29 protein-coding genes and 1 tRNA gene are annotated in these 25,937 nt (G+C 66.1%); 18 read left to right on the top strand and 12 right to left on the bottom strand.

All coding sequences use genetic code 11. From position 1 onward, the window contains the following. Positions 1-13: 13 nt before the first annotated feature. On the bottom strand, positions 14-499 hold the full coding sequence (locus J7I84_RS16370) for an NUDIX domain-containing protein (protein ID WP_214945594.1): 486 nt from the start codon (positions 497-499) through the stop codon (positions 14-16). A gap of 119 nt (positions 500-618) precedes the next feature. On the opposite strand from J7I84_RS16370, the gene J7I84_RS16365 reads away from it, so the two are divergent. Next, positions 619-858 (top strand): hypothetical protein, encoded by a 240-nt coding sequence (locus tag J7I84_RS16365; RefSeq protein WP_214945593.1) that lies wholly within the window; start codon positions 619-621, stop codon positions 856-858. 63 nt (positions 859-921) lie between these two features. On the opposite strand, the gene J7I84_RS16360 is transcribed toward J7I84_RS16365, so the two are convergent. From J7I84_RS16360 to J7I84_RS16350, 3 genes are all read right to left on the bottom strand, one after another. Continuing rightward, positions 922-2,610 carry a cell wall metabolism sensor histidine kinase WalK gene (locus tag J7I84_RS16360; protein WP_214945592.1) on the bottom strand — a complete coding sequence of 563 codons (1,689 nt, stop codon included), beginning with the start codon at positions 2,608-2,610 and terminating at the stop codon, positions 922-924. Between the two features lie 115 nt (positions 2,611-2,725). Then, positions 2,726-4,099 (bottom strand): DNA repair protein RadA, encoded by a 1,374-nt coding sequence (gene radA / locus J7I84_RS16355; RefSeq protein ID WP_214945591.1) that lies wholly within the window; start codon positions 4,097-4,099, stop codon positions 2,726-2,728. Between the two features lie 29 nt (positions 4,100-4,128). After that, a complete protein-coding gene (locus J7I84_RS16350; RefSeq protein WP_214945590.1) occupies positions 4,129-5,256 on the bottom strand; it encodes an aromatic acid exporter family protein in 1,128 nt (375 codons plus the stop codon). A gap of 251 nt (positions 5,257-5,507) precedes the next feature. On the opposite strand from J7I84_RS16350, the gene pstS reads away from it, so the two are divergent. The 5 genes from pstS to J7I84_RS16325 all read left to right on the top strand — a co-directional run bounded on the left by pstS (position 5,508) and on the right by J7I84_RS16325 (position 10,137). Beyond that, positions 5,508-6,629 carry a phosphate ABC transporter substrate-binding protein PstS gene (gene pstS, locus J7I84_RS16345; RefSeq protein ID WP_214945589.1) on the top strand — a complete coding sequence of 374 codons (1,122 nt, stop codon included), beginning with the start codon at positions 5,508-5,510 and terminating at the stop codon, positions 6,627-6,629. A 103-nt stretch (positions 6,630-6,732) separates the two neighbouring features. Continuing rightward, the gene (gene pstC, locus J7I84_RS16340) at positions 6,733-7,665 is read left to right on the top strand and encodes a phosphate ABC transporter permease subunit PstC (protein WP_214945588.1); all 933 of its coding nucleotides are present in this window, start codon (positions 6,733-6,735) and stop codon (positions 7,663-7,665) included. Next, on the top strand, positions 7,666-8,778 hold the full coding sequence (gene pstA / locus J7I84_RS16335) for a phosphate ABC transporter permease PstA (RefSeq protein WP_214945587.1): 1,113 nt from the start codon (positions 7,666-7,668) through the stop codon (positions 8,776-8,778). It abuts the gene before it with no gap. 76 nt (positions 8,779-8,854) lie between these two features. After that, positions 8,855-9,634, top strand: coding sequence for a phosphate ABC transporter ATP-binding protein PstB (gene pstB / locus J7I84_RS16330; RefSeq protein ID WP_214945586.1), 780 nt, complete (start codon positions 8,855-8,857; stop codon positions 9,632-9,634). 92 nt (positions 9,635-9,726) lie between these two features. Then, a complete protein-coding gene (locus J7I84_RS16325; protein ID WP_214945585.1) occupies positions 9,727-10,137 on the top strand; it encodes a hypothetical protein in 411 nt (136 codons plus the stop codon). A 45-nt stretch (positions 10,138-10,182) separates the two neighbouring features. Here J7I84_RS16325 and J7I84_RS16320 read toward each other — a convergent pair whose 3' ends face one another. The 4 genes from J7I84_RS16320 to J7I84_RS16305 form a co-directional block, all read right to left on the bottom strand. Then, positions 10,183-10,590, bottom strand: coding sequence for a hypothetical protein (locus tag J7I84_RS16320; RefSeq protein WP_214945584.1), 408 nt, complete (start codon positions 10,588-10,590; stop codon positions 10,183-10,185). Between the two features lie 215 nt (positions 10,591-10,805). Beyond that, positions 10,806-11,816, bottom strand: a complete 1,011-nt coding sequence (locus tag J7I84_RS16315) for an inorganic phosphate transporter (RefSeq protein WP_214945583.1) — start codon at positions 11,814-11,816, stop codon at positions 10,806-10,808. 1 nt (position 11,817) lies between these two features. Next, entirely contained in the window at positions 11,818-12,435 is a 618-nt protein-coding gene (locus J7I84_RS16310; protein ID WP_214945582.1) for a DUF47 domain-containing protein, read from the bottom strand. 325 nt (positions 12,436-12,760) lie between these two features. Then, the gene (locus tag J7I84_RS16305; protein ID WP_214945581.1) at positions 12,761-13,420 is read right to left on the bottom strand and encodes a hypothetical protein; all 660 of its coding nucleotides are present in this window, start codon (positions 13,418-13,420) and stop codon (positions 12,761-12,763) included. Positions 13,421-13,630: 210 nt separating this feature from the next. Here J7I84_RS16305 and J7I84_RS16300 point away from each other — a divergent pair. Continuing rightward, a tRNA-Lys gene (locus J7I84_RS16300) sits at positions 13,631-13,703 on the top strand. Positions 13,704-14,033: 330 nt separating this feature from the next. Here the strand turns inward: J7I84_RS16300 and J7I84_RS16295 are convergent. Next, on the bottom strand, positions 14,034-14,597 hold the full coding sequence (locus J7I84_RS16295; protein WP_311381156.1) for a M23 family metallopeptidase: 564 nt from the start codon (positions 14,595-14,597) through the stop codon (positions 14,034-14,036). Positions 14,598-14,654: 57 nt separating this feature from the next. Beyond that, positions 14,655-14,996 (bottom strand): YciI family protein, encoded by a 342-nt coding sequence (locus J7I84_RS16290; protein WP_214945579.1) that lies wholly within the window; start codon positions 14,994-14,996, stop codon positions 14,655-14,657. A gap of 142 nt (positions 14,997-15,138) precedes the next feature. Here J7I84_RS16290 and J7I84_RS16285 point away from each other — a divergent pair, with 142 nt between their 5' ends. The 4 genes from J7I84_RS16285 (at position 15,139) to J7I84_RS16270 (ending at position 17,812) form a co-directional block, all read left to right on the top strand. Beyond that, positions 15,139-16,158, top strand: a complete 1,020-nt coding sequence (locus J7I84_RS16285; protein WP_214945578.1) for a LacI family DNA-binding transcriptional regulator — start codon at positions 15,139-15,141, stop codon at positions 16,156-16,158. A 39-nt stretch (positions 16,159-16,197) separates the two neighbouring features. After that, positions 16,198-16,341, top strand: coding sequence for a hypothetical protein (locus J7I84_RS16280; protein ID WP_251046704.1), 144 nt, complete (start codon positions 16,198-16,200; stop codon positions 16,339-16,341). 81 nt (positions 16,342-16,422) lie between these two features. Then, positions 16,423-17,001, top strand: a complete 579-nt coding sequence (locus tag J7I84_RS16275) for a sigma-70 family RNA polymerase sigma factor (protein WP_311381155.1) — start codon at positions 16,423-16,425, stop codon at positions 16,999-17,001. Further along, positions 16,988-17,812: an anti-sigma factor gene (locus tag J7I84_RS16270; protein ID WP_214945576.1), complete on the top strand. Its 825-nt coding sequence runs from the start codon at positions 16,988-16,990 to the stop codon at positions 17,810-17,812. The genes J7I84_RS16275 and J7I84_RS16270 overlap by 14 nt, the downstream gene beginning before the upstream one ends. On the opposite strand, the gene J7I84_RS16265 is transcribed toward J7I84_RS16270, so the two are convergent. Together J7I84_RS16265 and J7I84_RS16260 are read right to left on the bottom strand one after the other, a co-directional pair. After that, on the bottom strand, positions 17,802-18,275 hold the full coding sequence (locus J7I84_RS16265) for a hypothetical protein (protein ID WP_214945575.1): 474 nt from the start codon (positions 18,273-18,275) through the stop codon (positions 17,802-17,804). The two genes, J7I84_RS16270 and J7I84_RS16265, sit on opposite strands and share 11 nt — an antisense overlap. An 83-nt stretch (positions 18,276-18,358) precedes the next feature. Next, positions 18,359-19,309: an ANTAR domain-containing protein gene (locus tag J7I84_RS16260; RefSeq protein WP_251046703.1), complete on the bottom strand. Its 951-nt coding sequence runs from the start codon at positions 19,307-19,309 to the stop codon at positions 18,359-18,361. A gap of 306 nt (positions 19,310-19,615) precedes the next feature. Between J7I84_RS16260 and J7I84_RS16255 the strand changes: the two genes are divergently transcribed. The 7 genes from J7I84_RS16255 to ureC all read left to right on the top strand — a co-directional run bounded on the left by J7I84_RS16255 (position 19,616) and on the right by ureC (position 25,930). Continuing rightward, positions 19,616-21,142, top strand: coding sequence for an alpha-N-arabinofuranosidase (locus J7I84_RS16255; RefSeq protein WP_214945574.1), 1,527 nt, complete (start codon positions 19,616-19,618; stop codon positions 21,140-21,142). Positions 21,143-21,201: 59 nt separating this feature from the next. Further along, a complete protein-coding gene (locus J7I84_RS16250) occupies positions 21,202-21,789 on the top strand; it encodes an HhH-GPD-type base excision DNA repair protein (protein WP_214945573.1) in 588 nt (195 codons plus the stop codon). Next, positions 21,789-22,793 (top strand): LacI family DNA-binding transcriptional regulator, encoded by a 1,005-nt coding sequence (locus J7I84_RS16245; RefSeq protein ID WP_214945572.1) that lies wholly within the window; start codon positions 21,789-21,791, stop codon positions 22,791-22,793. Before J7I84_RS16250 ends, J7I84_RS16245 begins: the two co-directional genes overlap by 1 nt. Positions 22,794-22,855: 62 nt before the next feature. Further along, positions 22,856-23,413: a cysteine hydrolase family protein gene (locus J7I84_RS16240; protein ID WP_214945571.1), complete on the top strand. Its 558-nt coding sequence runs from the start codon at positions 22,856-22,858 to the stop codon at positions 23,411-23,413. 95 nt (positions 23,414-23,508) lie between these two features. Beyond that, the gene (locus tag J7I84_RS16235; RefSeq protein ID WP_214945570.1) at positions 23,509-23,811 is read left to right on the top strand and encodes an urease subunit gamma; all 303 of its coding nucleotides are present in this window, start codon (positions 23,509-23,511) and stop codon (positions 23,809-23,811) included. Positions 23,812-23,822: 11 nt separating this feature from the next. Next, complete coding sequence (locus tag J7I84_RS16230) at positions 23,823-24,191, top strand: urease subunit beta (protein WP_214945569.1); 369 nt, start codon at positions 23,823-23,825, stop codon at positions 24,189-24,191. Next, a complete protein-coding gene (gene ureC, locus J7I84_RS16225) occupies positions 24,188-25,930 on the top strand; it encodes an urease subunit alpha (RefSeq protein ID WP_214945568.1) in 1,743 nt (580 codons plus the stop codon). Before J7I84_RS16230 ends, ureC begins: the two co-directional genes overlap by 4 nt. The last annotated feature ends 7 nt before the right edge of the window (positions 25,931-25,937 follow it).

The raw sequence follows: 25,937 nt of genomic DNA, 5'->3' as shown, positions 1-25,937 counted from the left end.
AGGCAGCCCTCCTTCAGTTGCCGGCAAGCTGCTCCACGAGCGAATCGAGGATAGGCAGCTGGCCCTTAACAAGTTTGAGCCTGGCCTCCTGCTCCGGGAACCAGCGGGCGTCGTCAATTTCGGGGTAGTGCTGGATCCTGCCGGACCCCTTGGGCCATTCCAGCGGAAATGTGTTGCTGGTGATCACCTCCGGGGCGAAATCAGCATGCGCCGCGTAGGCGGTGATGCGCTTTCCCGAGGACTGCCGGAACTCGCCAAGCAGCCGGTATTCAGCCTCCGGGGCAGCAGTCCCCATCTCCTCTGCGAACTCCCGCAATGCGGCGGCCAGCGGGTCCTCTCCATCGGCGTACTCGCCCTTGGGAATGGACCATGCGTGCGCGTCCTTGCGGGCCCAAAAGGGGCCGCCCATGTGGGCTATCCATATCTGCAGCCCGTCCCGGCCGGCGGCGTGGGCGGGGTCCTGCCGGTACAGCAGGATGCCTGCGCTTCGAATGGGCATTGGATCTCCAGATCGTCAGGAAGTGCAGTTGCCGTCCGCCGTTAACGTGGAGTTCACGGCGCTGCTCTAGGTTATTCCTTCAGGCACTCTGCCAGGCACCCTGCTCGAAAGGACCACTCATGGCCAATATTGCTGAGGTTTTGGGACGGCTCACGCCGGAAGAAGTGGATGAGCTCCGCAGTCTTGGTCCGCAGGGCCACCTGCCACGGCATCTGGTGGACGCCCTGGACCGCGCGGCCGGGGGAACGGGGTCGGGCCGCGGGTACTACGTGGCAAACGGCAACGTGAGCGCCACCGGCGGCCCGCTGCTGGTACTGCGCAGCGACGTTTCCAGTTGGCTGGCCGCCGCCACTTCCTGAATGCACGGCCTTACCCTGTGTCCGCCACTGGGGGAAGGCAAGGTTCGGGACTGCCCGGACCGGTCAGGATTCCGGCAGGACGAAGGTCGCCGTGGTGCCCACTCCCGGTGCGCTGTCCAGCCTGATGGATCCTCCGTGGCCTTCAACGATGGTCTTGCTGACCGGCAGCCCCAGGCCTGCGCCCGGAATGGCCGTTTCACGCGACCGCGCCGAACGGAAAAACTTGGTGAACGCCTGTTCCTGCTCTTCTTCTGTCATCCCCAGGCCGGTGTCGGTGATGGAACAGACCAGGCCCGCGTCAGTCCTGACTGCGCTGGCCCTGATCAGGCCGCCGTTGGGGGAGTACTTGATCGCGTTTGAGAGCAGGTTCCGGACCACCTGCCCGATTCGTTCAGGATCCAGCCTGCCAGGCAGCGGCTGCCTGGCATCAAGCACCAGTTGCAGTCCTTTTGCGGCAGCCTTGGGTAAGGCAGCATCCACCTCCAGGGCCAGCACCCGGGCCAGATCCGCCTCCGCCAGTGAGAGGTCCATCTGCTCGGATGCCACAGCGATCAGGTCATTGACCAGGTTCAGCAGGTGGTCGGCGTTCCGGCGCACCACCAGGAGCTCCGCCTGGATGTCCTCATGCCCGGGTTCGTCCAGGACCAGTTCCAGGTAGCCAAGGATGGACGTCAGCGGTGTCCGCAGCTCGTGCGAGACGGTGGCAACGAAGTCGTCCTTGGCCGCAAGCGCATTGATCAGGGTGGTTACGTCCACACAGGTGATGACGGCGCCACCTTCCTGGCCGCCGGCCGGCGGAAAGCCGTGCGAGCTCACGGAGTAGGCGCGCTGGCGGCCTGCAGGACCCGCCCAATACAACTCGTCGGTAAAGGCTTCCCCGGCTGCGGCGCGGGCTGCGGGGAGGAGGCCTGCCGGTACCGGGGTGCAACGGTCTGCCATCAACAGTTCACTCTGCGCACCGGCCGCATCCATGACGACGGCGAGAGCCGGATCCGGCCGCATGGCCCTGTTTGCCAGCACGGTGTGGCCGCGGACGTCCACCACCCAGACGCCCACACCAACAGCCTTCAGCACTGCGTCAAGCAGCGCCTGCCGGCGGACGCTTTGGTCCAGCGTGCGGGCCAGGTCCTGCTCGTTTTCGACCAGCCTGACGCGATGCCGGCGGATTGTGGTGGCCACCACGTGCGCGGTCAACGCAATAACGGACATGACCAGGGGGAGGATGAGGGTGCGGATCATGGATTCCCCCGCTGGCGGCGACCCTTGGACAGCAGAAGGCGCAACTGTGCTGAGGACCGTCCCGGCAATAGCCAGGACCGGCATGTACGGCTGGACTTGCGCCGAGAGCAAAATAACCGGGAATACCAGCATCATGCTCAGGACGTTGAAGGCAGGGCCTCCGGCCTGGCGGGTGAATCCGATGGCAAGGCAATCCAGAAGGGGGATCACGGCGAAGGCCGCTGCCGGGAGCCTTGCCCACTGGATGGAAATGCAGGCTGCGAAGATTGCCAGGTGGAACAGCAGCGCTGCCAGGAACATGTTGTTGGCCAGCGTTTCGGGGCTGAAGATAACCGCGGCGATCACCATGAGTGCAACAGTCAACGTGACCGGCAATTGGCTTGCCACAACGCGTTTCCGGGGGCTGAGCGCTCCGAACAAACCGTCAAGGCGGTCTGATACGACCGGCTGCACAGGTGCCTTGCGTGCATGGCCCGCAACGTCCGTGGCGCCCTGCTGTTCGTGGATTACCAAGCTTCCCCCGGCCAAGAAATCGAAAACCTCCGTCTGCGTGAAGATTCTGCACCCACAGTACCCGCCGGGCCCGCGCCGGGGTCAAACGTCCCCAGGTGCCGGTAATAACCGGTTGCTAGCCAATCAGAAGGCTGAGGGCCTCCGTGAGATGCTCCACTTCACGCACCGAGAATCCTGCCGGTACCGGCCCCGGTCCGGTGTGGCTGGCCGGAACTACGGCGTGGGTGAATCCCAGCCGGTGGGCCTCCTGGATGCGCTGGTTGATGCCCGGCACGGGCCGGACCTCGCCGGCCAGGCCCACCTCACCGAAGGCAACGAGCCGGATGGGCAGTGGCTTGCGGGCCTTGGCCGAGGCCACGGCAAGGGCCACAGCAAGATCCGTTGCCGGTTCACTGAGTTTCACCCCGCCCACGGTGGCAACGTACGAATCGTCCTTGTGCAGGAGGGTCCCTGCCCGCTGCTGCAGCACGGCCAACAGCATGGACACGCGCGAGCTGTCCAGGCCGCTGGTGGCCCGGCGCGGCTGAGAGTTGGGGCTTTCGGCGAGCAGCGACTGCACCTCGGCCAGCAGGGGACGGCGCCCCTCCATGGTGACCGTAATGCAGGTCCCGGAAACCGGGTCCTTGGTGCGGCTTACGAAGAGTCCGCTGGGATCCGCCAGTCCTTCGATGCCGTTCTCATTGAGGTCGAAGCAGCCTACATCGTCAGTGGGCCCGTACCTGTTCTTCACGGCCCGGAGCAGCCGCAGCCGTGAGTGCCGCTCGCCCTCGAACTGGCACACCACGTCCACCAGGTGTTCCAGCAGGCGGGGGCCCGCGATGGAGCCGTCCTTGGTGACGTGCCCCACCAGCAGGGTGGTCATGTTCCGCCGCTTGGCCGCGGCAATGATGGAGGCCGCCACCTCGCGGACCTGGGACACGCCGCCGGCGCTGCCGTCTACGTCCGCACTGCTGAGGGTCTGCACCGAGTCCACGATCAGCAGCCGCGGTTCGATCTTCTCCACCTGCCCCAGCGCCTGGCCAAGGTCCGTCTCCGCTGACAGGTACAGGGACTCCGCGACGGCGTCGATCCGCTCCGCGCGCAGCTTCACCTGGGCGGCCGACTCTTCGCCGGTGACATACAGGACGTCCTGGGCCGTCCGCGCGAACTTCGCGGCAACATCCAGCAGCAGCGTGGACTTGCCAACTCCGGGTTCACCGGCCAGCAGGATGACGGCACCCGGAACCAGGCCGCCGCCCAGCACCCGGTCCAGTTCGTCCACGCCGGTGGGCAGGAATGCCGCCGTGGTGGCGTCAACGTCGGCAATCCGCCGCGCCGGCTCCGCGACTGTTGTGGCCGCCGTCGTCCGCGCCACGGCCGTGCCTGTTTCCTCAACCGTGCCCCACGCCTGGCACTCGCCGCAGCGGCCCACCCACTTGACGGTGGTCCAGCCGCACTCGGCGCATTTGTAAGCGGGCGCCTTGGACGCCCGGGAAGTCTTTGTTGCCATGCGTTCAACCCTAGTGGCGGGCACCGACACTACAGCGCGGGCAGCACGTCCCTGGCCTCGGCCGCGTCCATGCCGGTAGCTTCCAGCAGGTCCACCATCAGCGGGCGGAACAGCATGACAACGGTTTCGCCCTCCAGCCGCGTCACGTCCAGCAGCTTGGGATGCAGGCGAAGGGCGATCTCGCTGAGGTCCCGACGGGCGGTGCGCAGGTGGGCGCGGCGGACACCTTCGTGTGTTTCCGCCAGGCCCAGCGTCAGCTCGTCAATGGCGGCAGCGGTCTCCTGCAGCACCCCCGCGAGGCTGTCAGTTGCCTCGTCGGAGAGCGCCGTGTGGTTGATGGCACTGGTCAACCGCCGCGCAAACACGCGGCTGTTCCTCAGCGCGAGGTCGATGAAATCCAGCGACTGCTTCAGCCGGTCCAGCTCATCACGGTGCCGGCGGTACGCCGGCGCCAGCGTTGCGACCTCGCCGGACGCCCGGAGCGACTGGCGCATCGCATCCACCAGCGGCTGGCAGTTCCGGCCACGGATCAGCGCATGCCAGGCCTGGGTGGAGTCGTTGCTGGCCAGTGCGCCACCACATTCACGCAAGACCTCGGCCAGCTCATGCAGCAGTTTCTGGACATCCCGGCGCGGCTCCTGGCGGGGGTCCTTTGGCGCCAGGATGGTCACCAGCAGGGCGAACAGGCCGCCCACCACCGCATCGATACTTCGGGTGAACGGGCCACCGGACGGTGCCGGCAGCAGCACCACCAGCAGCGACTGCAGCGCGAGCTGCGTGGTGAAGATGCTCCCGCTGTCCAGGAACCGGGCCAGCAGGATGGAGAAGAGAAGCACGACGGCGGCAACCCAGATGTCGCCGCCCAGCCAGTGCAGGAGCAAATCGCCCACGGCGATCCCGAGTGTGCAGCCGAGACCCACTTCCATCACGCGCCGCAGCCGGGGCTCGCGGGAAAACCCGAGGGCAATCAGTGACGAGGTGGCAGCAAACAGGGGGCCGGAGTGGCCCAGGACGTATTCAGCGAAGGCGTAGGCGCCAACCGCGCACACGGTCATCTGGATGGCGGGGACAAAGGAGTTGCGGCTGCGGATCAATCCGGTCCGGACCCGGCTGCGCAGGAACCGCCTGGTTGTTGATAGTCCTGCTGGGATGGCCATGGGTTCAAGTCTATTCAGTGCCGATCCACTACCCGGCGCAGGTGCACTACGGCCGGGCACGTGACCTGCGCAATGGTGACCCGGCATTTGTCAGCCAATGTCCCGCAGTCGTTAATCCTCCGTTCACTTTGGACAGCCCATCCCGTTACCTGCGGCCCATACCTTTCTTGAAAGTACACAACGTACGCATCGCGCAGCAGGGTTCTCCGTCCCTGTCCCGCACCTGAATAACCCTGGAAGGGGTACATCTAGTGAAGGCACTCCGCTTCGGCCGCCACGCGGCTATTGCTGTTATCGCAGCCGGCGCACTCGCGCTCTCCGCCTGCGGTTCAGACAACGCCACTGGCACCACGCCCGCCGGCAGCCAGTCCTCCGGCGGCACCAAGGTCACCGGTACGCTGACCGGCATCGGTTCCACCGCCCAGGGCGCCGCCATGGACGCCTGGAAGACCAACTTCGCCTCCGCCAACGCCGGTGCCACCGTGCAGTACTCCCCGGACGGATCCGGGGCAGGCCGTAAGGCAATCCTCGACGGCTCGGCCCAGTTCGCCGGCTCGGACGCCTACCTGAAGGATGACGAGTACGCCTCCTCCAAGTCGGTCTGCGGACCCGACGGCGCCATCAACGTCCCCGTCTACATCTCCCCGATCGCCGTGGCCTTCAACGTTCCCGGCGTCACCGACCTGAAGCTGGACGCCTCCACCGTCGCCAAGATCTTCCGTGGCCAGATCGCCAAGTGGAACGACCCCGCCATCGCCGCCCTGAATGCCGGCGTCTCGCTGCCCGACCTGAAGGTCACCCCGGTGAACCGCTCCGACGACTCCGGCACCACCCAGAACTTCACCGACTACCTGGCCGCCGCGGCATCCGACGTCTGGACCGACGCGTCCGCCGGCGTGTGGCCCGCCAGCCTCCAGGGTGAAAACGCCAAGGGCACGTCCGGCGTGGTCAAGACTGTTACGGACACCCCCGGTGCCGTGACCTACGCTGACGACTCCGCCGTGAGCGGCAAGCTGGGCGTGGCGCAGATCAAGGTGGGCGATTCCTTCACCAAGATTTCCGCTGACGCCGCCGCCAAGGCAGTGGACGCCGGAAAGCCGGTCGAAGGCCGCGCCGCCAACGACCTCTCCATCAAGCTGGACCGCAAGACCACCATCGCGGGCGCCTACCCGATCGTCCTGGTGTCCTTCCACATCCTGTGCACCACCTACGACAAGCAGGAGACCGTTGACCTGGTCAAGGCCTTCGAGCACTACGTAGTCTCGGCTGACGGCCAGAAGGCTGCTGTGGACTCGGCCAAGTCCGCTCCGCTGTCCTCGGACCTCGCGGCAAAGGCGGTCAAGGCCATCGACTCGATCAAGGTCAAGTCCTAACTACCGCTGTAAAACCGGGTTCCCCGCCTGCCGGAAGGCAGTGCGGGGAACTTGGCTTTGCACCCTGCTTCCTTAATCCAGCAACGAATCGAAGGGCCGTCGAATGACCGCCACCTCCCTGACCAGTACCCAGGGCGCCGGGCGCGCCGGGGACAAAGTGTTCTCCGGCGCCACGCTGGCAGCCGGGTGCCTGATCCTCGCCGTCCTCTTCGGCGTCGCACTCTTCCTGGTAGTCCAGGCAATTCCCGCGCTGACCGCGCCCGCGGACAAGATCCAGGGCGGCCAGGGCTTCTTCGCCTACATCTGGCCCATCGTGATCGGCACGCTCATCGCCGCCGTCATCGCATTGGTGATCGCCACCCCCATCGCCATCGGAGTTGCGCTGTTCATTTCGCACTTCGCGCCCCGCCGCCTGGCTTCCGGACTGGGCTACGTCGTGGACCTGCTCGCCGCCATCCCCTCGGTGGTCTACGGTGCCTGGGGAGCGGCCTTCCTGGCCAAGCAGATTTCGCCGGCATACGGCTGGCTCGCGGCAAATATGGGCTGGCTGCCGATTTTCGGGGGCCCGGCCTCCACCACCGGCAAGACCATCCTCACGGCGGGCATCGTCCTGGCCATCATGGTCCTGCCGATCATTACCTCGCTGTCCCGCGAGATCTTCCTGCAGACCCCCAAACTGCATGAGGAAGCTGCACTGGCGCTGGGCGCCACGCGCTGGGAAATGATCAAGATGGCCGTGCTGCCCTTCGCCCGTCCCGGCATCATCAGCGCCATCATGCTCGGCCTGGGCCGCGCCCTGGGAGAGACCATGGCCGTTGCCCTGGTGCTCTCCTCCGGCGCCCTGACCGCCAGCCTGATCCAATCCGGCAACCAGACCATCGCCGCTGAAATTGCCCTGAACTTCCCCGAAGCCAGCGGCCTCAAAGTCAGCACCCTGATCGCCGCCGGGCTGGTGCTGTTCGTCATCACCCTGGCCGTGAACATGATCGCCCGCTGGGTCATCACCCGGCACAAAGAATTCTCGGGAGCCAACTAAATGACCTCCACGCTTACCCCCGTCCGCAGCAAGCGGTCGGCGCTGACCAAGGGCCAGCTGCCCAAGTACGCGCCCTATGCCGTGCTCGGGGCGGCGCTGATCGTCGGCGCCGCAATCCTTGCCCTGATCGGCTTCAACCCGTTCGGCTGGGGCGTGGTCTCTGCGATCCTGTTCGCAATCGGCCTGGTGTCCTGGAGCGCGGTGGTGGAAGGCTCCCGCAAGGCCAAGGACAAGCTGGCTACCTGCCTGGTGGTGGGCTCGTTCCTGGTGGCGTTGCTGCCCCTCGTTTCAGTGATCTGGACCGTGCTGGTCAACGGCATCCCGGGGCTCCTGAACCCCGGCTTCCTTACCAACTCCATGAACGGCGTCACGGGCGCGTTCGACAACAAGGCAGTGGAAAGCGGCGGACCGGTGCTGGGAGGCATTTACCACGCCCTCCTGGGCACCGTGCAGATCACACTGCTGGCCACCGTCATCTCCGTTCCCGTGGGGCTGCTGACGGCCATCTACCTGGTGGAGTATGGCCATGACGGCCGTCTTGCCAAGGCCATCACCTTCTTTGTCGACGTCATGACCGGGATCCCCTCCATCGTGGCCGGCCTGTTCGCTGCCGCGTTCTTCTTCGTGGTGGTGGGCCCGGGCACCAAGACCGGCGCGGTGGCCGCCGTCGCGCTTTCGGTGCTGATGATCCCCGTGGTGGTGCGCTCCAGCGAGGAAATGCTCAAGATCGTCCCCAACGAACTCCGTGAGGCCGCCTACGCCCTGGGCGTGCGCAAGTGGCGGACCATCCTCAAGGTGGTTATTCCGACGGCGATCTCCGGCATCGCGTCCGGCGTCACCCTGGCGATCGCCCGCGTCATCGGCGAGACGGCGCCCATCCTGGTCACCGCCGGTTTTGCCACCAGCATCAACACGAACGTGTTCGGCGGCTGGATGGCTTCGCTGCCCACGTTCATCTACACGCAGATCCTCAACCCCACGTCGCCGTCCAACCCGGACCCGTCATCGCAGCGGGCCTGGGGCGCGGCCCTGGTGCTGATCATCCTGGTGATGGTCCTGAACCTGGTGGCGCGCCTGGTGGCCCGGATCTTCGCCCCCAAAGCAGGCCGGTAACCGGTCCCGCCGCAGCTTCCGCCGACCCGCAGCGGATCCTAGACTTCAATCCATACCCAGCAAGTGAAGGAACACCATGTCTAAGCGCATCGACGTCAAGGACCTGAACGTGTACTACGGCGATTTCCTTGCCGTGGAGGACGTCAGCATCAACATCGAGGCCAAGTCCGTCACCGCGTTCATCGGCCCGTCCGGCTGCGGAAAGTCCACCTTCCTCCGCACCCTGAACCGCATGCACGAGGTCATCCCCGGCGCGCGCGTTGAGGGCGAGGTCCTGCTGGACGGCGACAACCTCTACGGTCCCGGCGTGGACCCCGTAACCGTTCGCTCGCAGATCGGCATGGTCTTCCAGCGGCCAAACCCGTTCCCCACGATGTCCATCCGGGACAACGTGCTGGCGGGCGTGAAGCTGAACAACAAGAAGATTTCCAAGGGCGAGGCCGATGTCCTGGTGGAACGCTCGCTTAAGGGCGCCAACCTGTGGAATGAGGTCAAGGACCGGCTGGAGAAGCCGGGTTCCGGCCTCTCCGGCGGCCAGCAGCAGCGCCTGTGCATTGCCCGCGCCATTGCCGTGGAGCCGCAGGTGATCCTCATGGACGAGCCCTGCTCCGCCCTGGACCCCATCTCGACCCTGGCCATTGAGGACCTCATCAACGAGCTCAAGGACCAGTACACCGTGGTGATCGTCACCCACAACATGCAGCAGGCCGCGCGCGTGTCCGACAAGACCGCGTTCTTCAACATCGCCGGCACCGGCAAGCCGGGCAAACTGATCGAGTATGGCGATACCCACACCATCTTCAGCAATCCCGTACAGAAGTCCACCGAAGACTACGTTTCCGGACGCTTCGGGTGAGTTCCGTTCCCGTTCGCGATCTACTGACCGGTTTAGTACGCTGATCGAGATACTTTCGGAGCTAGTATTAAGCCCGCATAAGGAGTTGTGCCATGACGCAGACGGTCAGTAACCCCGCGGGCCCCGATCTTACTGTTTCCGTACCTGAGACGGCCGTGCAGGACGCCCTTGAGCCGGCACAGGCGTTCGCTGCTGCGGCCAGCCTGGCGGGGCCCCTGGCAGCGGGTCCCCTGGCACCGGAGCTTGAACCACACCTTGTGCTGGCTGGGGCAGGTGCTGAGGAAGAAGATGTCCTGGCCGAGGTGTGGCGGACCAGCTCGCGCCTTGAAAGCATGCAGTGGGAGCTGGACACCGCCCAGGAGTCCCTCCGGCAGGCAGTCCGCAAAGCCTCTGCGGCAGGAGTGGCGGACAACGAACTGTGCACGGCGGCGAACCTGACCCTGGACGAGCTCGCCGGTGTCCTTGTGGCCCCCGCCGTCAGTCCTCTGGCCTTGGAGCCCTAGCAAAATCCGAGGTGCGGCGCGGTACAGGGGCCCGTGTACCCCCGGTTATTCCGGGACCTCCAGCTGGAACCCGCAGTGGCAGCGCAACACCCGCGTGGGCAGCGATACGGCGTTGAGCCCGCTGCCTGGCCTGTTGCTGCGGTAGCAGAGCCGCTCAACCTCAAACTCCGCCTCCTCCATCGGGAAGCCGCAGTGGATGTAGTCGTCCCCGAAGAGGATCACCTGCGCCATCCAGCGGACCTGGTTCAGCGCAGCCGCAACGTCGGTGGCATAGGCGGTGTGTTCCTGGAAAAGGTCGCAGTCGTTGCAGGTGTAGGAGACCGTGACCAGGTCCCCGCCGGCGGCGCCAATGGCCGTTATGGCGTGGATGGTCAACTGGTGCCCGGTCCCGCAGGCCTCGCACTGGGGTTGCCGTGGCTGTGGGAGGGGGCGCCGGGAATACGAGGGAGACATTACGCCTGCTCTTTTCCGCCTTGTGCATCCAAGCCGCCGGGTGGCTGCAGCGGCGCGTCATCCGCAGCCCTGCACACGGCGCGGACGCCGGTCCCCGGCACCATTGACCAGGGGCGCACTTCCGAATCTACGTCACGGTGGATGCCCTGTACAAGGGAGCGCCGCCCTCCGATGCTCCGCCCTGGACAGGCAGGAGCCCCGGACAGGCAGGAGCCCTAGACGGATATAGGTGAGAGGGCCAGCGCAAGCACGAAGCCCAGGGCGCAGGTGGCAAGGGGAGTCAGGGCCCAAAGCCACAGGATCCGGATGACAAGCTTCCGGTTGGTGACCGAAAAATGCTGGTTCTCTCCCGCGCCCAGGGCGCCGGCGGTGACGGTGTGGGTAGTGGAGAGCGGCCAGTGAAGGCCGATGGCACCCACAAAGAGCATGAGCGCGCTGAAGGTCTGGGCCACGGACCCGCGCAAGGGATCGATCCTGGTGATTTTGTATCCGATGGTGTGGGAGATCCGCCATCCCCCAAAGAGCGTCCCGGCAGTCATCATCACCGCGGAGAGCGCTGCCACCCAGGTGGGGATCCCGCCGTCGGACCAGCCTGCCGCCAGCAGGGCCAGCAGCAGCACCGCGCTGACGCGTTGCCCGTCCTGCAGGCCGTGGCCAAAGGCAACTGCGCCGGCGGCGATGGCCTGGCCGCGCCGGAAGCGTTGGTTCACCACATTGGGCTGGGTGTAGCGGGCCACCCACGTGGCCGGATACACCAGGAGGAAAGAGCCGCTGTAGGCCACGAGCGGGGACAGCAGCAGAGGCAGCACCACCTGGAACAGAAGCGACTGGCCCACGCCGGCCACCCCCGGGCCCCCGATGGCCAGGCTGGCGAGGCCCGCGCCGGCAAGTCCGCCCACCAGTGCGTGCGTTGAGGAAGCGGGGATGCCGCGCCACCACATCAGGATGCCCCAGGCGCAGGCGCTGGCCAGGCCTGCCACCAGGATGCCCAAGCCGTCCGTGCCGTCCGGAAGGCTGATCCAGGTCCGGCTGGCGGCGACAGCGAGCAGGGCGCTCAGGAGGGCGCCCACACAGTTGAAGAAAGCGGCGAGGAGCACACCCACGCTGGGGGTGAGGGCGCGGTTCCGCACGGCCAGGGCCACAGAGGTGGACGCGTCGCGGAAGCCGTTCAGGAAGGCAAAGGCCGCGGCCAGCAGGACCACCATGGCGAAGATGACTGCCGCCACGTCAGGATTCCTTGACGATGATGCTGCCTACCTGGGTGGCCACCCGCCGCATGTCCTTGGTGACCTCCACCAGCTGGTTGGCGATGTCCCGGTTGCGGGAGTACTGCGCCCACTTCATGTCCGCGATCATGTCCGCCACCCAGACGCGGTGGGTCCGCTCGGCCCGTTTGGCAAGGCGCAGGATCTCGATCCAGTAATCCTCGAGGTCGTCAAGGTCATTGAGCCTGCGCATGGCGTCAACCGTTAGCTCGGCCTGCCGGCTGATGATTTCCAGCTGGTCGGCGGCGCGTTTGGGCAATCGGTCAAGCCGGTAGAGCGCCACCAGCTCCGCCGCGGCATCCATTTTCTCCATGGCTTCGTTGAGGTACCGGGACAGTGCGTACATGTCCTCCCGGGGAAGCGGGTTCACAAAGCTGGAGCGCATGTGGGTCAGCAGCGCGAAGTGCAGTTCGGCGGACTTGGCATCAATGTTGTGCATGTCCTCCACGAGTTTGCCGTGCTCGTCCGCGGGTACGCCAAGGATCTCGGCCAGGGTGGCGCTGGCCAGCACGATCTGTTGTGCCATCTGTGAGAGTAGGTTCAGCCCTGCGGGCTCCTGTGGAAAAAGGCGCAGCTTCACGTGTTTACCGGTCTCCGGGGACTTATCAAGGCGGGGTTGCTGCCGTGTGACTTGACTCCGGCGCGCAACTGTCGCCTACTCTACCGGCCCGTAACAGCACCCTTTGAATTGGCACCTGCATGGGGGCAGAAAAATGGTGCCGAACCGGATACGCCTCTCGGCGGTAGGCCGCTCTAGGCGGCTAATTGTTGAAGCCCGGGGGTTTCGCGGCTCGGCACCGGTTTCAGTCTTCTACTTCATCGGGCCCAAGTCAATCTTGACAGCGGCGGCTTGTTCGTCCCGGAAAATCCGGTCCGCCAGCTCTAAAAGCCGGCATAAAAGGGGCTCAATCCAGTTCGCCCAGGCGCCATGCGTTGGCAGCGTGCTCCAGGTCCTCGGCCGTTTTCACCAGCTGATGGGAGTTCCGGGTCAGCTTGCTGGCGTGCGCCTCGTTGGCATGATCGGCGCCGTCGGCAAGGGTGGCCTGGCCGAGCGCCACTACGCGGCAGAAGGCGGCGGAACGTTCCAGCGCCACGTCGAAATCGCCGTCGAACGCGCCGGAAAGAATGGCATCCGCCATGGCGCGCATTTCGTCAGCGCCCGGCGGCTCGGCGGCACCGGCCACCACATTGGAGACCTGCGCGGTGTCCCTGCCCGCGCGGAAGTAGACGGAGATGCGTTCGGGGTCCTGGACGGTGGCGGCGCGCAGTGCGTAGAGCCGCCACAGTGCCCCGGGAAGGGAACGGGCGGGGCTCTCTGCCCACATCTCGGCGATGGCGTCCAGGCCTTGTTCGTCAGCGAGCTTCACCAGGCGTTCCGTGATCACGGGATCGTCGCTGTCGCGGCCATGGCGCACCAGGGCCTGCGCGGCAAGGTGGGCCGCCTCTGACACGCGGGCGGGATCGGCGCCCCCGGCGAAGGGCTCGAAGTCCATCGGAGCAAAGGGCTTGGGCTTGTGGTGCCGGTTGCTGCCGCCGTACGGACTGGTTCCTGCTTGCTCGCTCATGCCCCCACGCTACTCCTGTGCCGCCGCGGAAATCGAGCACCTTTGCGTTCGTCCGGTTCCGCCGAAAAGGGCCTTCACCAGTTGGTTTAGGCGCACGACGACGGCGCCCGGGACGCTGTGCGGGGTTGCCGGAACCATGGGTTAGAGTATTAACGTCCAGAAATGGATTGGGCCGTACGGGCAGGCACAGCGTGTTTGACCGGCCGGCAGGGGCCTTTAGCTCAGTTGGTAGAGCATCGGACTTTTAATCCGTGGGTCGTGGGTTCGAGCCCCACAGGGCCCACCCTTTCGCAGGTCAGACGTTTGCAGCGTCTGGCCTGCTGCTGTTTCCGGGCCCCTCAACGAGAGACCCAACCCTTTGCTGGCTCACGGGCACGCGGAGTTTCGTGAGGCGTCAACAGGCGCAGTTCATTCACGCCGAGGGGCTTAATGGCGTGTCGAGTTGGAAAAGTAGCATTCCTGCTACTACTTTTAGCGAAGCGAGAACGCACCTTCCCCCAGAGTGCGCAGCAGCTAAAGGAAGACCCTCACGGATCGAGTCAAGGACGTGCGGGTTTTCTGCTTTAACCCAGGACCCTCCCAGCGCCTCGTTTGCCAAGGTCCAGGGGCCCCGTCAGGCAGTCACAACCGTACCGTTGCGCGGCAGCCCCCCGGGGAACGCGATGGGCACAGCGGAAGCCCGTTCGGGGTCCGCGGCGTCCATTGCCTGGACGTGCAGATGCGGTTCCGTGCTGTTGCCGGAGTTGCCACACAGGCCTACCACTTCGCCCTGCTGTACCAACTGACCCGGATGGACGCTGACGCTTCCGAACTGGAGGTGGCACAGGGCGATGAATAGACCTCCGCTCTCGATGATCACGTGGTTGCCCGCCAGGCCCAGCCAGCCTTCCCGGGCCCGCCTGGCCTGGGTGGCGGCATAGCCGATGGAGGGAAAGCCGCGGAAAGCGGCGTGGTCAGTCTCGCCGCCGTGGGCGGCCCGTACCAGTCCGGACACCGGCGCCGTGACTGCCCTGCCAAACCCCACGAAGTATTCCGGCGGCTCGGGCCGGAACAGCGAAGCCAAGGTGATCCCCGCAGACCGCCCGTTTCCGTCCACTGGCGTGAAGTCGATGGCATAGCTCGTGGCAAGGAGCCGTGTGCCGTGGCTGGGGACGCGGTCCGCAGGGGAGTTCTGCACCAGCCAGGGCCCCGTGAAGGGATACGCCAGGTCAACCGGCGCTGCCGGCTTCACAGTTCAGCTGGCGGGATCGTACTGGAATGCCCGGACTTCCTGGGCGCAGCGGCAGGCGGCGGCGATCTTCGCGGCCCAGTGCAGTGCGGCGTCGTAGCTGGGCAGTTCCAGCACCGTGTAGCCGCCCTCGATCTGCGCCGTCTGGGGGTAGGTTCCAGCCGTGACGGTTCCGCCGCCGTCCACCATGACCGGCGGGACGCCCTCGTCGATGCCGCCGCCGAACACCCAGACGTCCGCGTCCTTTGCCTCCAGGACCACTGCATGGGCCGCGTCGGCAACCTCCTGCAGGCCCCCGTCGGGGATGTCCATGACGCCGCTGGGAAACGAAATCAGATACTTGGTCATTCGGCCGGCTCCTTCGTTGCAGACGCGGATCACCTCATCCTGCCCATCACACAGGGGCAGGGCAAGCGTCATCCACGCAATGCGCACGATTCATACCCGCAACACAGGCAGGCGCAAGGGCCGCAGCAGGCACAATAGGCACATGGTAAGAACCAGCAAGGGCCGGATGCCGCGCCTGGAAGACGTGGCCAAGATAGCCGGGGTCTCCCACCAGACCGTGTCCCGCGTGGTGAACAACCACCCCAACGTCAGCAAGGCGACGCGGGAAAAGGTCGAAGGGGCCATTGCGGAACTGGGGTACCGGCGCAACACGGCTGCCCGGAGCCTGGTGACGCGGCGCTCGCAGACCATCGGCGTGCTGGCCAGTGAGCTGTCCCAGTACGGCCCGGCCAACACCTTGGTAGGCGTTGAAAATGCCGCCCGCAACGCCGGCTACTTTGTCAGCATCGCCGCCTTGCGGGAAGTCAGCAGGGACGCCCTCTCCGACGCCGTTGGCCACTTCATGGACCAGGCCGTGGACGGAATCGCGGTGCTGGTGCCGCACACAGACACTCTTGCGGTGCTGGAACAGATGAATCTCCCCGTGCCCGTGGTGGCTGTGGGCTCAGCAGGCAGTGCTTCGGTGAGCGGAGCGATGGTGGACCAGCGCGCGGGTGCCAGGCTCGCCGTCGAACATCTCATTAAGGAGGGCCACCGGCGGATCGGGCACATCGCAGGCCCACCGGGCTGGACAGACGGCGCCGAGCGCGCGGAGGGGTGGCGTGCGGCGCTTCGCGAGGCAGGGCTGGACGACTCCCTGCTGGTGGAAGGGGACTGGAGTGCCGGCAGCGGTTATGCGATCGGCCGCGAGCTGGCGTCCGGACGTACGGCGACGGCCATCTTCGTGGGAAACGACCAGATGGCCCTGGGCCTGCTGCGGGCCTTCACCGAGGCGGGGGTCAAGGTGCCCGACGACGTCTCCGTGGTGGGCTTCGACGACCAACCGGAGGCGGGGTACTTCACGCCCCCGCTGACTACCGTCCGCCAGGACTTCGAGGAGCTGGGCCGCCGCTGCATGGACATCATGCTCAAGGAAATCGAGTCGGGCGCCGCGGTAAGTGCCACCGTGGTCCCGCCGGAACTGGTCCTCCGCGCCAGCACCGCTGCCCCCGCCTCCGCATAACAACCGCGCCGTCAGCTGCCGGGCAGTGGGGTGGAGCTGATGGCAAAGGATGCGTCCGACGGCGCCTCCCTGTTCAGGAGGCCGGGGCCGCATGAACTCAAGCTGGTCACCTGCGGCGGCAAATCGCTGGACGAGCGGATGGACTACAGCGACAATGTGATTGTCACCGCAGTCCCTGCATGAAGTGGTCCCTGCGTGAACCAATTCGTGCACGGCCGGTGGCCAGCCATGTATCTCGTCGCTAGCGCCGGGAGGGAGCCGCCTGTGACGCTTCCCGGGCACGCCTCCCAGGGATGGGACGACCAGCTGACCGAGTCGTTCCAGTCCGGCGATGAGCGTGCGCTGGCAGCGGCATACCGGGAGTTCGCGCCCCTGGTGCACACGCTGGCCCTGCGGTCGTTGGCTGACCGCGCCGCGGCGGACGACGTGACCCAGGAGGTCTTCATCCGGGTATGGCGCTCACGGAGCACCTTCAACCCGCAGGTGGCGCGGCTGCCGGCGTGGATCGTGGGCATTACGCGCAACGCCATCACGGATGCCCAGCAGGCGGCCTCGCGTGAAGCACGCAAGGCTTATGCTGCTGCCGGGGCCGGTATGGCCGGGGATGCGGGTCCGGGAACGGAGGCCGCGGAAACCCTGGCGGACCGGCTGCTCCTGGACGGCGAACTGGAGAGGCTGGGCGAGCCCCAGGGTTCCATCATGAAGCTTGCCTTTTACGAGGACCTGACGCACGAACAGATCTCACGGAAACTGGACCTGCCCCTTGGTACCGTCAAGAGCCACATCCGGCGCAGCCTGACGCACCTGAGAAGCAGATTGGAGGTGGACCATGCCGCATCTTGATCCGGAACAGTTGAGCCTCCTGGCGCTGTACGACGACTGGGAGGACCCGGCGGCCCGCGAGCACCTCCTGGCCTGTCCCGAATGCGCCGCCGACTACGCCGCCCTGCGCCGCACCGTGGAAGCGGTGAAGACAACGCCGGACACCAGCCGCCTGTCCGTCCCAGGGCCCCAGGTTTGGGAGGGAATCCATCGCGGGCTTGGCCTGGGGGAGTCCGTCCGGGAGGACCCGCTGGCGGTCGAAGCGTCCAACGAAGCCGCGGCCGGGCAAGACGGGGCGGGTCCTGCCACCACCGACGCACCCAAGGACGTTCCGCCGTCGGACGTTATCCCTCTGGGTTCCCGAACGAAAGGTGCCAAAACGAAGGGTACCCGGGCGAAGGCCGCCTGGTGGCAGCGCCCGGGCACGTGGCTGGCAGCGGCGGCCGCTGCTGTCCTGGTGGTTTTCGGTGCCGTCTGGGCGTTGAGCCGCCCGCCCCAGCCCCGGGAGCTGGCCGCTGCGCAGCTGGCCCCATTGGCTCAGTACTCCGCGGCGGGATCCGCCAAAGTGGTGGCGGCGGCGGATGGTTCCCGCAGCCTGGAGGTCAGCCTGGACAAGGATGAAGCCAAGGGCTACCAGGAGGTGTGGCTGATCGCCCCGGACCTTTCCAAGCTGGTCAGCCTCGGCGTCATGAATTCCACGTCAGGAACGTTCCAGGTGCCTGCCGGCCTGGACATCTCCCAGTACCCGTTGGTTGATGTATCGGACGAGCCCATGGACGGAAATCCCGCCCACTCCACCGTGAGCATCGCCAGGGGAACGCTCACGTCCTGATCCGTGCCCGGAACCACGTGGAGATCCTGCTCCATTGGGCAACGGCGGCAGCGGCAGCCAGGGCGGCGCCGGAGTGCAGGTACAGCATCAGGTGGAGGGAGTGCGCAGCCGCGGCACCGGCGGACGACGGCACGGCCGGGGTGCTCCCGGCGCCATGGTCATGGCCCGGCAACGAAACAGTGGTGGAGGTTGAGAAAGCAGCGAAGGCGAGGTGGAGCAGCTGCTGCGCGACGGCCGAGGCCACCAGGACAGCCCAGCCCGGAAGCTGCGGGGGCGCCAGCCGCTCCACGAGCACGGCGCCCAAGCCCAGCAGCGCTGCCAGCGCAACCACGATGACGACGGCGGGCGACTGGCCCCCGCCGGCAACATGCGCGGCCAGGCCCAGCGCGGTGCTTAGCGGACCGGCCAGCCAGACGGCTGCACCCCCGCGGGTGCGCCGGGCGACCGGCTGCGTGCTTTCCATCCGTCCGGCCCTCCCGCGCTGCTGGTCCTATATTGTTTCCTACCCACTCAAGGGCCGGTGAACCGTCGGGAACCAACTGAGGGTCAGCGGCCGAAGTGGGCGCGGGGTGCACCTTCCGGCAGGTGTTCCAGGATGTCTTCGGCCACTTTGCGCACTTTGATGTTCCGGTGGCTTGAGGCCTTGGCGAGGATGGAGAATGCCTCCTGGTAAGAGCACCTGTTCTGGGCCATGATCACTCCGCAGGCCACATTGATGGAGGTGCGGCTATCCAGCGCCGAGCGGAGGTCGGCGGCCAGCGAGCGGGCGGTGTGAAGGTTGATGGCCATCTGCAGGCTTTTCGTCGCCAGCATCGCGAAGGTGCGTGCTTCCGCGATGACCTGGAGCGGGAAGGCTTTTGAATCCTGGGCGAAAAAGGCGAGGGCGGCCCGTGACTGGCCGAGTTCACTGCTGCCGGGGATCCCGTCGTCGGCAGGAACGTCACTGTCAACGCGGAGCCTTACCGCGAGGGCGCTGCCGAATCCGGCCGACTGGAGCTCGCTGGAGTAGTGCCGCCAGCGGAAGTCTCCGTTCCTTTGGAGGACCGCAACTGGGTGCCCGCCGGACAGTACGTCGTTCACCGGACCCTCGGCAGCATCCCGTTCCCAGTCCAACAGGCGGACCACTTCATCGGTGGTGCCGGTGACGGCCGGGCTGCGCTTGGGCTGGTGCAGCACCAAGCCGCAGCCAACGTCGATTCCGGCGGTCCTGACCACGTGGCTGGCCGAAGCGGCCACCAGCAGATCCAGGGAGTCGGCCAGGGTTTGGGCGCCGTTGACCAGGTCCAGCAGGAGGGCCGAGTTCCTGGGCGTGGCCCGTGCATGGCTTGCTGCCGGGGGCAGCGGTGCGTGGCCCCTCCGGGAGGCCGGAGGGAGCAGAGGGCCGGCGACGGCTGGGGGAGAGCCCTTGGTCTCGAAGGACTCCTCGTCGCCGGCCCCGCCTATAACCCGTGTCCTTTGGACCGGGAAGCCTGGGCCTATATGTGGTGAATGATGCATTGCAGTCTCAAACCCCCCTAGTGAGCCAAGTACCGCGAGCCTGAAGGTCTTGTCTCTGTGAAAAACCTAATGGCCGTCCAGTGTCCGGTGAATGCGTAGCTGGTACCTGTTTTTTCGATTAGGTAGTACTTGGCGGTTCCTGGTCCTGTGGCATTTTGGGCGTTGCCGCAGGTGGGTTCGCCACGGGGCCATCCGGCCCGGGCTGGAACCCTGTGGGCCGTAGCCCAGCCAGACACTTGACTCCCGAAGCAACACAGCAAACAATGTCTTCTATAACGTTGTAAAAACTAGCTCGAGGATACCTTCGTGACCCATCCAGAACCCGCCGCAGCAAAAATCACCGTCGATCCGTCGTTCACCGTGGGGCCCGTCCGTCGTCGTACGTTTGGCGCCTTTGTTGAGCACCTTGGCCGGTGCGTGTACACCGGCATCTTTGAACCGGAACACCCCGACGCCGATGAGGACGGCTTCCGCAAGGACGTCCTGGAACTGACCCGTGAGCTGGGCGTGTCCACCGTCCGCTATCCGGGCGGCAACTTTGTCTCCGGCTACCGCTGGGAGGACGGCGTGGGCCCCGTGGACCAGCGTCCCGTCCGCCTGGACCTGGCATGGCACTCCACCGACCCCAACGCGGTGGGCGTGGACGAATTCGCCAAATGGTCCGCCAAAGCCGGCGTGGAGCCCATGATGGCGGTGAACCTGGGCACCCGCGGCGTCCAGGAAGCACTGGACCTGGTGGAGTACTGCAACATCGACGGCGGGACCGCACTGTCCGAGCAGCGCCGTGCCAACGGCGCGGGCAGCGGCTACGGCATCAAGATGTGGTGCCTGGGCAACGAAATGGACGGCCCCTGGCAGATCGGCCACAAGAACGCGGTGGAGTACGGCCGGCTGGCAGCGGACACCGCCCGCGGCATGCGCATGATCGAACCGGACCTGGAGCTCGTGGCCTGCGGCAGTTCCGGGCCCACCATGCCCACCTTTGGCGAGTGGGAGCGGGTAGTGCTGTCCGAAACCTACGAACTGGTGGACCTGATCTCCGCGCACCAGTACTTCGAGGACTTCGGAGACCTGCAGGAATACTTGGCGGCCGGGCACAAGATGGATGCCTTCATCCGCGACATCGTCAGCCACATCGATCACGTGAAGTCGGTGAAGAAATCCAGCAAGCAGGTGAACATCTCCTTCGATGAGTGGAACGTCTGGCACATGAGCCGGGACGAATCCAAGGTGCCCACCGGAAAGGACTGGCCGGTAGCCCCCGTCCTGCTGGAGGACACATACACGGTGGCGGACGCCGTGGTGGTGGGTGACCTCCTGGTCACGCTGCTCCGGAACACGGACCGCGTCCATTCGGCCAGCCTGGCCCAACTGGTCAACGTCATCGCGCCCATCATGACCGAACCCCGGGGGCGGTCCTGGAAACAGACGACTTTCCACCCCTTCGCCCTGACCTCCCGGCACGCGTCCGGCACGGTGCTGCAGCTCGCCGTCGAATCCCCGCTGGTCAGCGGCGGCAAGACGGCCGACTTCGCCGCCCTGTCCGCCGTCGCCACGTATGACGCGCACAAGGGTGAGGCCGTGGTGTTCGCCGTGAACCGCTCTGCCGGGCAGGCGCTCACCCTGGACGCTGCCGTGGCCTCCCTGGGCGATGTCCGCGTTGTGGAAGCGCTGACCTACGCCAACAAGGACCCTTACTGGCAGGCCAGCGCTGACGATTCCACCTCGGTCCTGCCGTCGGATAACGGCACGGTGACGGTGGACGGCGGCCGGCTCACCGCGGAGCTCCCGGCAGTGTCCTGGTCCATGATCCGGCTCGCCGTGGAGTCCTGACCCAGCTTGCAGGGAGGGCATGCGGGCGCTTATGACGACGGCGGCCCGCAGGTGGGAGGATGGACGGCATGGAACTGCACATCACGGGCGATCCCGCCGCGGACAAGTTGTTGAGCGAGGACGACTTTGCCCTCCTGACCGGCATGCTGCTGGACCAGCAGGTGACCATGGAATCCGCCTTCGCCGGGCCGGAAAAAATCCGGGCCCGGATCGGGTCGCTGAAGCCCGAGGCCGTTGCATCGCATGATCCAGCGGCGTTCGTGGAGATGTTCAAGGAACGGCCCGCCGTCCACCGCTTCCCGGGTTCCATGGCCGGGCGTGTGCAGGCGCTCGCCGCGGCGGTGCAGCATGAATGGGACGGCGATACCGCCGCCATCTGGACCAAGGGCTCCCCGGACGGCGCCGAGGTGCTGCGCCGGCTCAAGGCGCTGCCCGGATTTGGGGAGCAGAAGGCGAAGATCTTCCTGGCCCTGTTGGGCAAACAGCGCGGCCTCAACGCGCCCGGCTGGCGCGAAGCCGCAGGCCACTACGGTGAGGACGGCGCCTACCTGTCAGTGGCTGACATTGTGGACCCGGAATCCCTGGCCAGGGTGCGGGCCAGCAAGCAGGCTGCCAAGGCGGCGGCAAAGGCAGGAAAAGAACGTTAATGGCAGTCACCATGAATGACGTCGCGAGGGCGGCAGGCGTCTCCCTCAAGACAGTTTCGAACGTCCTGAACGACTACGAATTCATCCGCCCCGCCACAAAGCAACGGGTGCAGGATGCCATCGCGGAGCTGGGCTACGAAGCCAACCTCACCGCCCGCAGCCTCCGGTCCGGCAAGACATCCATGCTGGGCCTGGTCCTGTCCGACCTCTCCGCCCCGTACTACGCGGAGCTGGCATCCCGGCTGATGAAGGCTGCTGCCCGCCACGGCTACCGGGTGATGGTGGAGCAGTCCGACGCCGAAGCGTCCGCCGAACTTGGCGCCCTCCAGGGGACCTTCCGCCAGCTCACCGACGGACTGCTGTTCACGCCGCTGGTGGCTGACGCGGATGCCATTGCCGCACGCGCCGGCACCAAGCCGCTGGTGATGCTGGGTGAGCACATCATGGATCCCCGCTTCGACCTGGTGACCATGAAGAACGAGGAAGCCGCCGCTGCGCTTACCACGCACCTGCTGGCCGGCGGCCGCCGCCGCATTGCCGTGGTGGGAGCGAACACTGGGGAATCTGCAGGGACTGCGGGACTGCGACTGAAGGGGTACCGGGGGGCGCTGGCAGCGGCGGGCATCCCCTTCGACCCCGCGCTCGTCGCACCCGCGGAATGGCGCCGCGACGCGGGTGCAGCCGCCGTCGCCGGCCTTATGGAAACCGGCGTGGAGTTCGACGCCGTCTTCGGGCTGAATGACGTACTGGCGCTAGGGGCCATGCACGAACTGTTGATCCGTGGCGTCAAAGTGCCGCAGGACGTGGCGGTGGCCGGGTTCGACGACATCGACGAGGCCCGGTTCGCGTCCCCTTCCCTGAGCACGGTCTCACCGGGCATGGACGAGATCGCGGAGCGGTCCATCAACCTGTTGCTGGACCGGATCGCCGGCCGCGAGCCGTCGGAGCAGGGTGTGCACGTGGAAGCAGGGTTCGAGTTGAAGGTCAGGGAATCCGCGCCCTGAGGTTTCGGTGCCCTCCAGACGGGTAACTTTTCCGCACCGGCTCAACGAGGAAAGGTGCCCCCATGATCGCCCTCCTGGTCATCGACATGCAGAACGCATTCTTCGAAACGCCCGAACTGGCAGCCCAGCAGGAGCGGGTGGTCAACGAGTGCAACCGGCTCCTGGAAGGGTTCAAGGCCGCCGGGCACGCGGCCCTTCTGGTAGGCACCGAACACGAGCGGGACAAGTCCACCTGGACCCTCAGCATGCTCGACGACGACCAGGGCTTCATCTTCCGCGGCAGCCAGCAGGCCCAGTCGGTGCCCGGCCTCATCAAGGAGGACCTGCCCCAGTTGAACAAGACGAGGGACAGCGCCTTCGTGGGAACCAACCTGCTGGCCCGGCTTCGCAACTGGGAGGCTGACGAGGTGGTGCTTGCCGGTGTCTCAACGCACAACTGCATTGCCCAGACCGCCGCGGATGCGTTCGCCCACAACATCCGGGTCACCTATGCCAGGGACGCGATGGCTTCGGAAGCCGACCAGGATGCTGCCGACATGCTTCGCATCCTTTCCGCCTCCTACCGCCAGCCGATCCAGTCCAGCGAAGAGATCCTCGCCCGGCTCAGCGGCGAAAACTAGCCTGTTGCGCAGCCGTCACTGACAGTCCTGAAACCTGGCGGAAACGTGACCCGCTTACGCTGGCAGCACGCCCCAGGCCGTCGAAGGGAACCCCTATGCATCTGATGCCGCGTGAGCAGGAAAAGCTCCTGATCGTGGTGGCCGCCGACCTCGCCCGCCGAAGGCAGTCCCGCGGCCTCAAGCTCAACTACCCCGAGGCCGTGGCCATCATCAGCTACGAACTGATCGAGGGCGCCCGCGACGGCAGGACCGTGGCCGACCTCATGAGCTACGGGACCACGCTGTTGAGCCGCGAAGATGTCATGGAAGGCGTACCGGAGATGATCCACGACGTGCAGATCGAAGCCACGTTCCCGGACGGCACCAAGCTGGTCACCGTCCACAACCCCATCCGTTAAGGAGCGGCGCAATGATCCCAGGCGAATACGTCCTCCGGCCCGAGCCCGTGACCGCGAATGCCGGCAGGGAGGCAATCGAGGTTGCCGTAACCAACACCGGCGACCGGCCCGTGCAGGTGGGCTCGCACTTCCACTTCGCCGAAGCCAACGCGGCGCTGGACTTCGACCGGGAGGCGGCTTACGGCCGGCGCCTGGACATCCCGGCAGGAACCGCGGCCCGGTTTGAGCCGGGGGATTCGCGGAGCGTGAGGCTCATTGAGCTGGCCGGGACCCGCGAGGTGTACGGGCTCAGCAATGCAGTCAATGGAAAACTCGACGGCGGCGCCCGCCTTACGGGCCCGGCGCACCCCGGCGCCGCAGCGGAAGGGGACGGCAAGTGAGCTTCGAGATACCCCGCCGGCAATACGCCGACCTTTACGGACCGACCACCGGGGACAAAATCCGCCTGGCCGACACCGAACTGTTCCTCGAGATCGAGGGAGACCTTACGGTGTACGGCGAGGAAGTCGTGTTCGGCGGCGGCAAGGTAATCCGCGACGGCATGGGGCAGAACGGCCAGGCCGTCAGGGAGGAAGACATTCCGGACACCGTGATAACCAATGCCGTCATCCTGGACTACACCGGCATCTACAAGGCGGACGTGGCGCTGAAGGACGGGCACATCTTCCGGATCGGCAAGGCCGGCAACCCGCAGATCACCGACGGCGTAGACATCGTGATCGGCGCCGGCACCGAGATCATCGCGGGCGAGCGGAAAATCCTCACCGCCGGCGGCATCGACACCCACATCCACTTCATCTCCCCGGACCAGATCCCCACGGCGCTGGCCAGCGGGGTGACCACGATGATTGGCGGCGGCACCGGCCCCGCCGAAGGAACCAAAGCCACCACCGTGACCCCCGGAAAATGGCACATCCAGCGGATGCTGCAGGCGGCCGAGGCATTCCCCATGAACATCGGCCTGTTCGGCAAAGGCCACGCGTCCGCCGTCGAACCCCTCGCCGAGCAGATCCGCGCCGGTGCCATCGGGCTGAAAGTCCATGAGGACTGGGGCGCCACTACCTCCTCGATCGACACGTCACTGAGGGTCGCCGACGAGTATGACGTCCAGGTGGCCATCCACACCGACACCCTGAACGAGTGCGGCTTCGTGGAGGACACCATCCGCGCCATCGCCGGCCGCGTCATCCACACTTTCCACACCGAAGGCGCCGGCGGCGGACATGCCCCGGACATCATCAAGATCGCCGGCATGCCCAACGTCCTGCCCGCCTCCACCAACCCCACCCTCCCGTACACGCGCAACACCATCGAAGAGCACCTGGACATGCTGATGGTGTGCCACCACCTCAACCCGGACATTCCGGAGGACGTGGCCTTCGCCGACTCCCGGATCAGGGCCGAAACCATTGCCGCCGAGGACGTCCTGCAGGATTTGGGCATCTTCTCCATCACCTCCTCCGACTCCCAGGCCATGGGCCGGGTGGGCGAGGTAATCACGCGCACCTGGCAAGTGGCGGACAAGATGAAGAAGCAGCGCGGGGTCTTGGAAGAACCCGACGGCGGGACAGGCCCGGGTGCCCACGGTTCGCCAGGCAGCGACAACTTCCGGCTCAAGCGCTACGTGGCCAAGTACACCATCAACCCGGCCATTGCGCAGGGCATTGCCGGCTCGGTGGGGTCCGTGGAGGTGGGCAAGTTCGCGGACCTGGTGCTGTGGGATCCGGCGTTCTTCGGCGTCAAACCGGAACTGGTGCTCAAAGGCGGGCAGATCGCCTACGCGCTCATGGGTGACTCCAACGGATCCATCCCCACCCCCCAGCCACGAACCATGCGGCCCATGTTCGCCACCTTCGGCAAGGCCGTCCAACAGTCCTCCATCACTTTCCTGTCCAAAGCTGCGATCGACGCCGGAGTCCCTCAGGAACTGGGGCTGGAGAAGGTCATCCGGCCGGTCTTCGGGATCCGCAAACTCAGCAAGGCGGACCTCAAGTACAACGACGCCACCCCCGATATCCAGGTGGACCCGGAAACGTACCAGGTGACTGTCGACGGCGAGGACGTCACCTGCGAGCCCTCCGACGTGCTGCCCATGGCGCAGCGCTACTTCCTCTTCTAGCCCCTCG

It is taken from the genome of Arthrobacter sp. ISL-85 (assembly GCF_018613675.1).
In the GTDB taxonomy this organism is placed as follows: Bacteria; Actinomycetota; Actinomycetes; order Actinomycetales; family Micrococcaceae; genus Arthrobacter.
This window is presented reverse-complemented; position numbering and strand designations above follow the sequence as displayed.

Coding starts and splice junctions, on each gene's coding strand:
- J7I84_RS16370 (WP_214945594.1), bottom strand. CDS start 499: ATGCCCATTCGAAGCGCAGGCATCCTGCTGTACCGGCAGGACCCCGCC.
- J7I84_RS16365 (WP_214945593.1), top strand. CDS start 619: ATGGCCAATATTGCTGAGGTTTTGGGACGGCTCACGCCGGAAGAAGTG.
- radA (WP_214945591.1), bottom strand. CDS start 4,099: ATGGCAACAAAGACTTCCCGGGCGTCCAAGGCGCCCGCTTACAAATGC.
- J7I84_RS16350 (WP_214945590.1), bottom strand. CDS start 5,256: ATGGCCATCCCAGCAGGACTATCAACAACCAGGCGGTTCCTGCGCAGC.
- pstC (WP_214945588.1), top strand. CDS start 6,733: ATGACCGCCACCTCCCTGACCAGTACCCAGGGCGCCGGGCGCGCCGGG.
- pstA (WP_214945587.1), top strand. CDS start 7,666: ATGACCTCCACGCTTACCCCCGTCCGCAGCAAGCGGTCGGCGCTGACC.
- pstB (WP_214945586.1), top strand. CDS start 8,855: ATGTCTAAGCGCATCGACGTCAAGGACCTGAACGTGTACTACGGCGAT.
- J7I84_RS16325 (WP_214945585.1), top strand. CDS start 9,727: ATGACGCAGACGGTCAGTAACCCCGCGGGCCCCGATCTTACTGTTTCC.
- J7I84_RS16320 (WP_214945584.1), bottom strand. CDS start 10,590: ATGTCTCCCTCGTATTCCCGGCGCCCCCTCCCACAGCCACGGCAACCC.
- J7I84_RS16305 (WP_214945581.1), bottom strand. CDS start 13,420: ATGAGCGAGCAAGCAGGAACCAGTCCGTACGGCGGCAGCAACCGGCAC.
- J7I84_RS16290 (WP_214945579.1), bottom strand. CDS start 14,996: ATGACCAAGTATCTGATTTCGTTTCCCAGCGGCGTCATGGACATCCCC.
- J7I84_RS16285 (WP_214945578.1), top strand. CDS start 15,139: ATGGTAAGAACCAGCAAGGGCCGGATGCCGCGCCTGGAAGACGTGGCC.
- J7I84_RS16280 (WP_251046704.1), top strand. CDS start 16,198: ATGGCAAAGGATGCGTCCGACGGCGCCTCCCTGTTCAGGAGGCCGGGG.
- J7I84_RS16270 (WP_214945576.1), top strand. CDS start 16,988: ATGCCGCATCTTGATCCGGAACAGTTGAGCCTCCTGGCGCTGTACGAC.
- J7I84_RS16265 (WP_214945575.1), bottom strand. CDS start 18,275: ATGGAAAGCACGCAGCCGGTCGCCCGGCGCACCCGCGGGGGTGCAGCC.
- J7I84_RS16260 (WP_251046703.1), bottom strand. CDS start 19,309: ATGCATCATTCACCACATATAGGCCCAGGCTTCCCGGTCCAAAGGACA.
- J7I84_RS16250 (WP_214945573.1), top strand. CDS start 21,202: ATGGACGGCATGGAACTGCACATCACGGGCGATCCCGCCGCGGACAAG.
- J7I84_RS16245 (WP_214945572.1), top strand. CDS start 21,789: ATGGCAGTCACCATGAATGACGTCGCGAGGGCGGCAGGCGTCTCCCTC.
- J7I84_RS16240 (WP_214945571.1), top strand. CDS start 22,856: ATGATCGCCCTCCTGGTCATCGACATGCAGAACGCATTCTTCGAAACG.
- J7I84_RS16235 (WP_214945570.1), top strand. CDS start 23,509: ATGCATCTGATGCCGCGTGAGCAGGAAAAGCTCCTGATCGTGGTGGCC.
- J7I84_RS16230 (WP_214945569.1), top strand. CDS start 23,823: ATGATCCCAGGCGAATACGTCCTCCGGCCCGAGCCCGTGACCGCGAAT.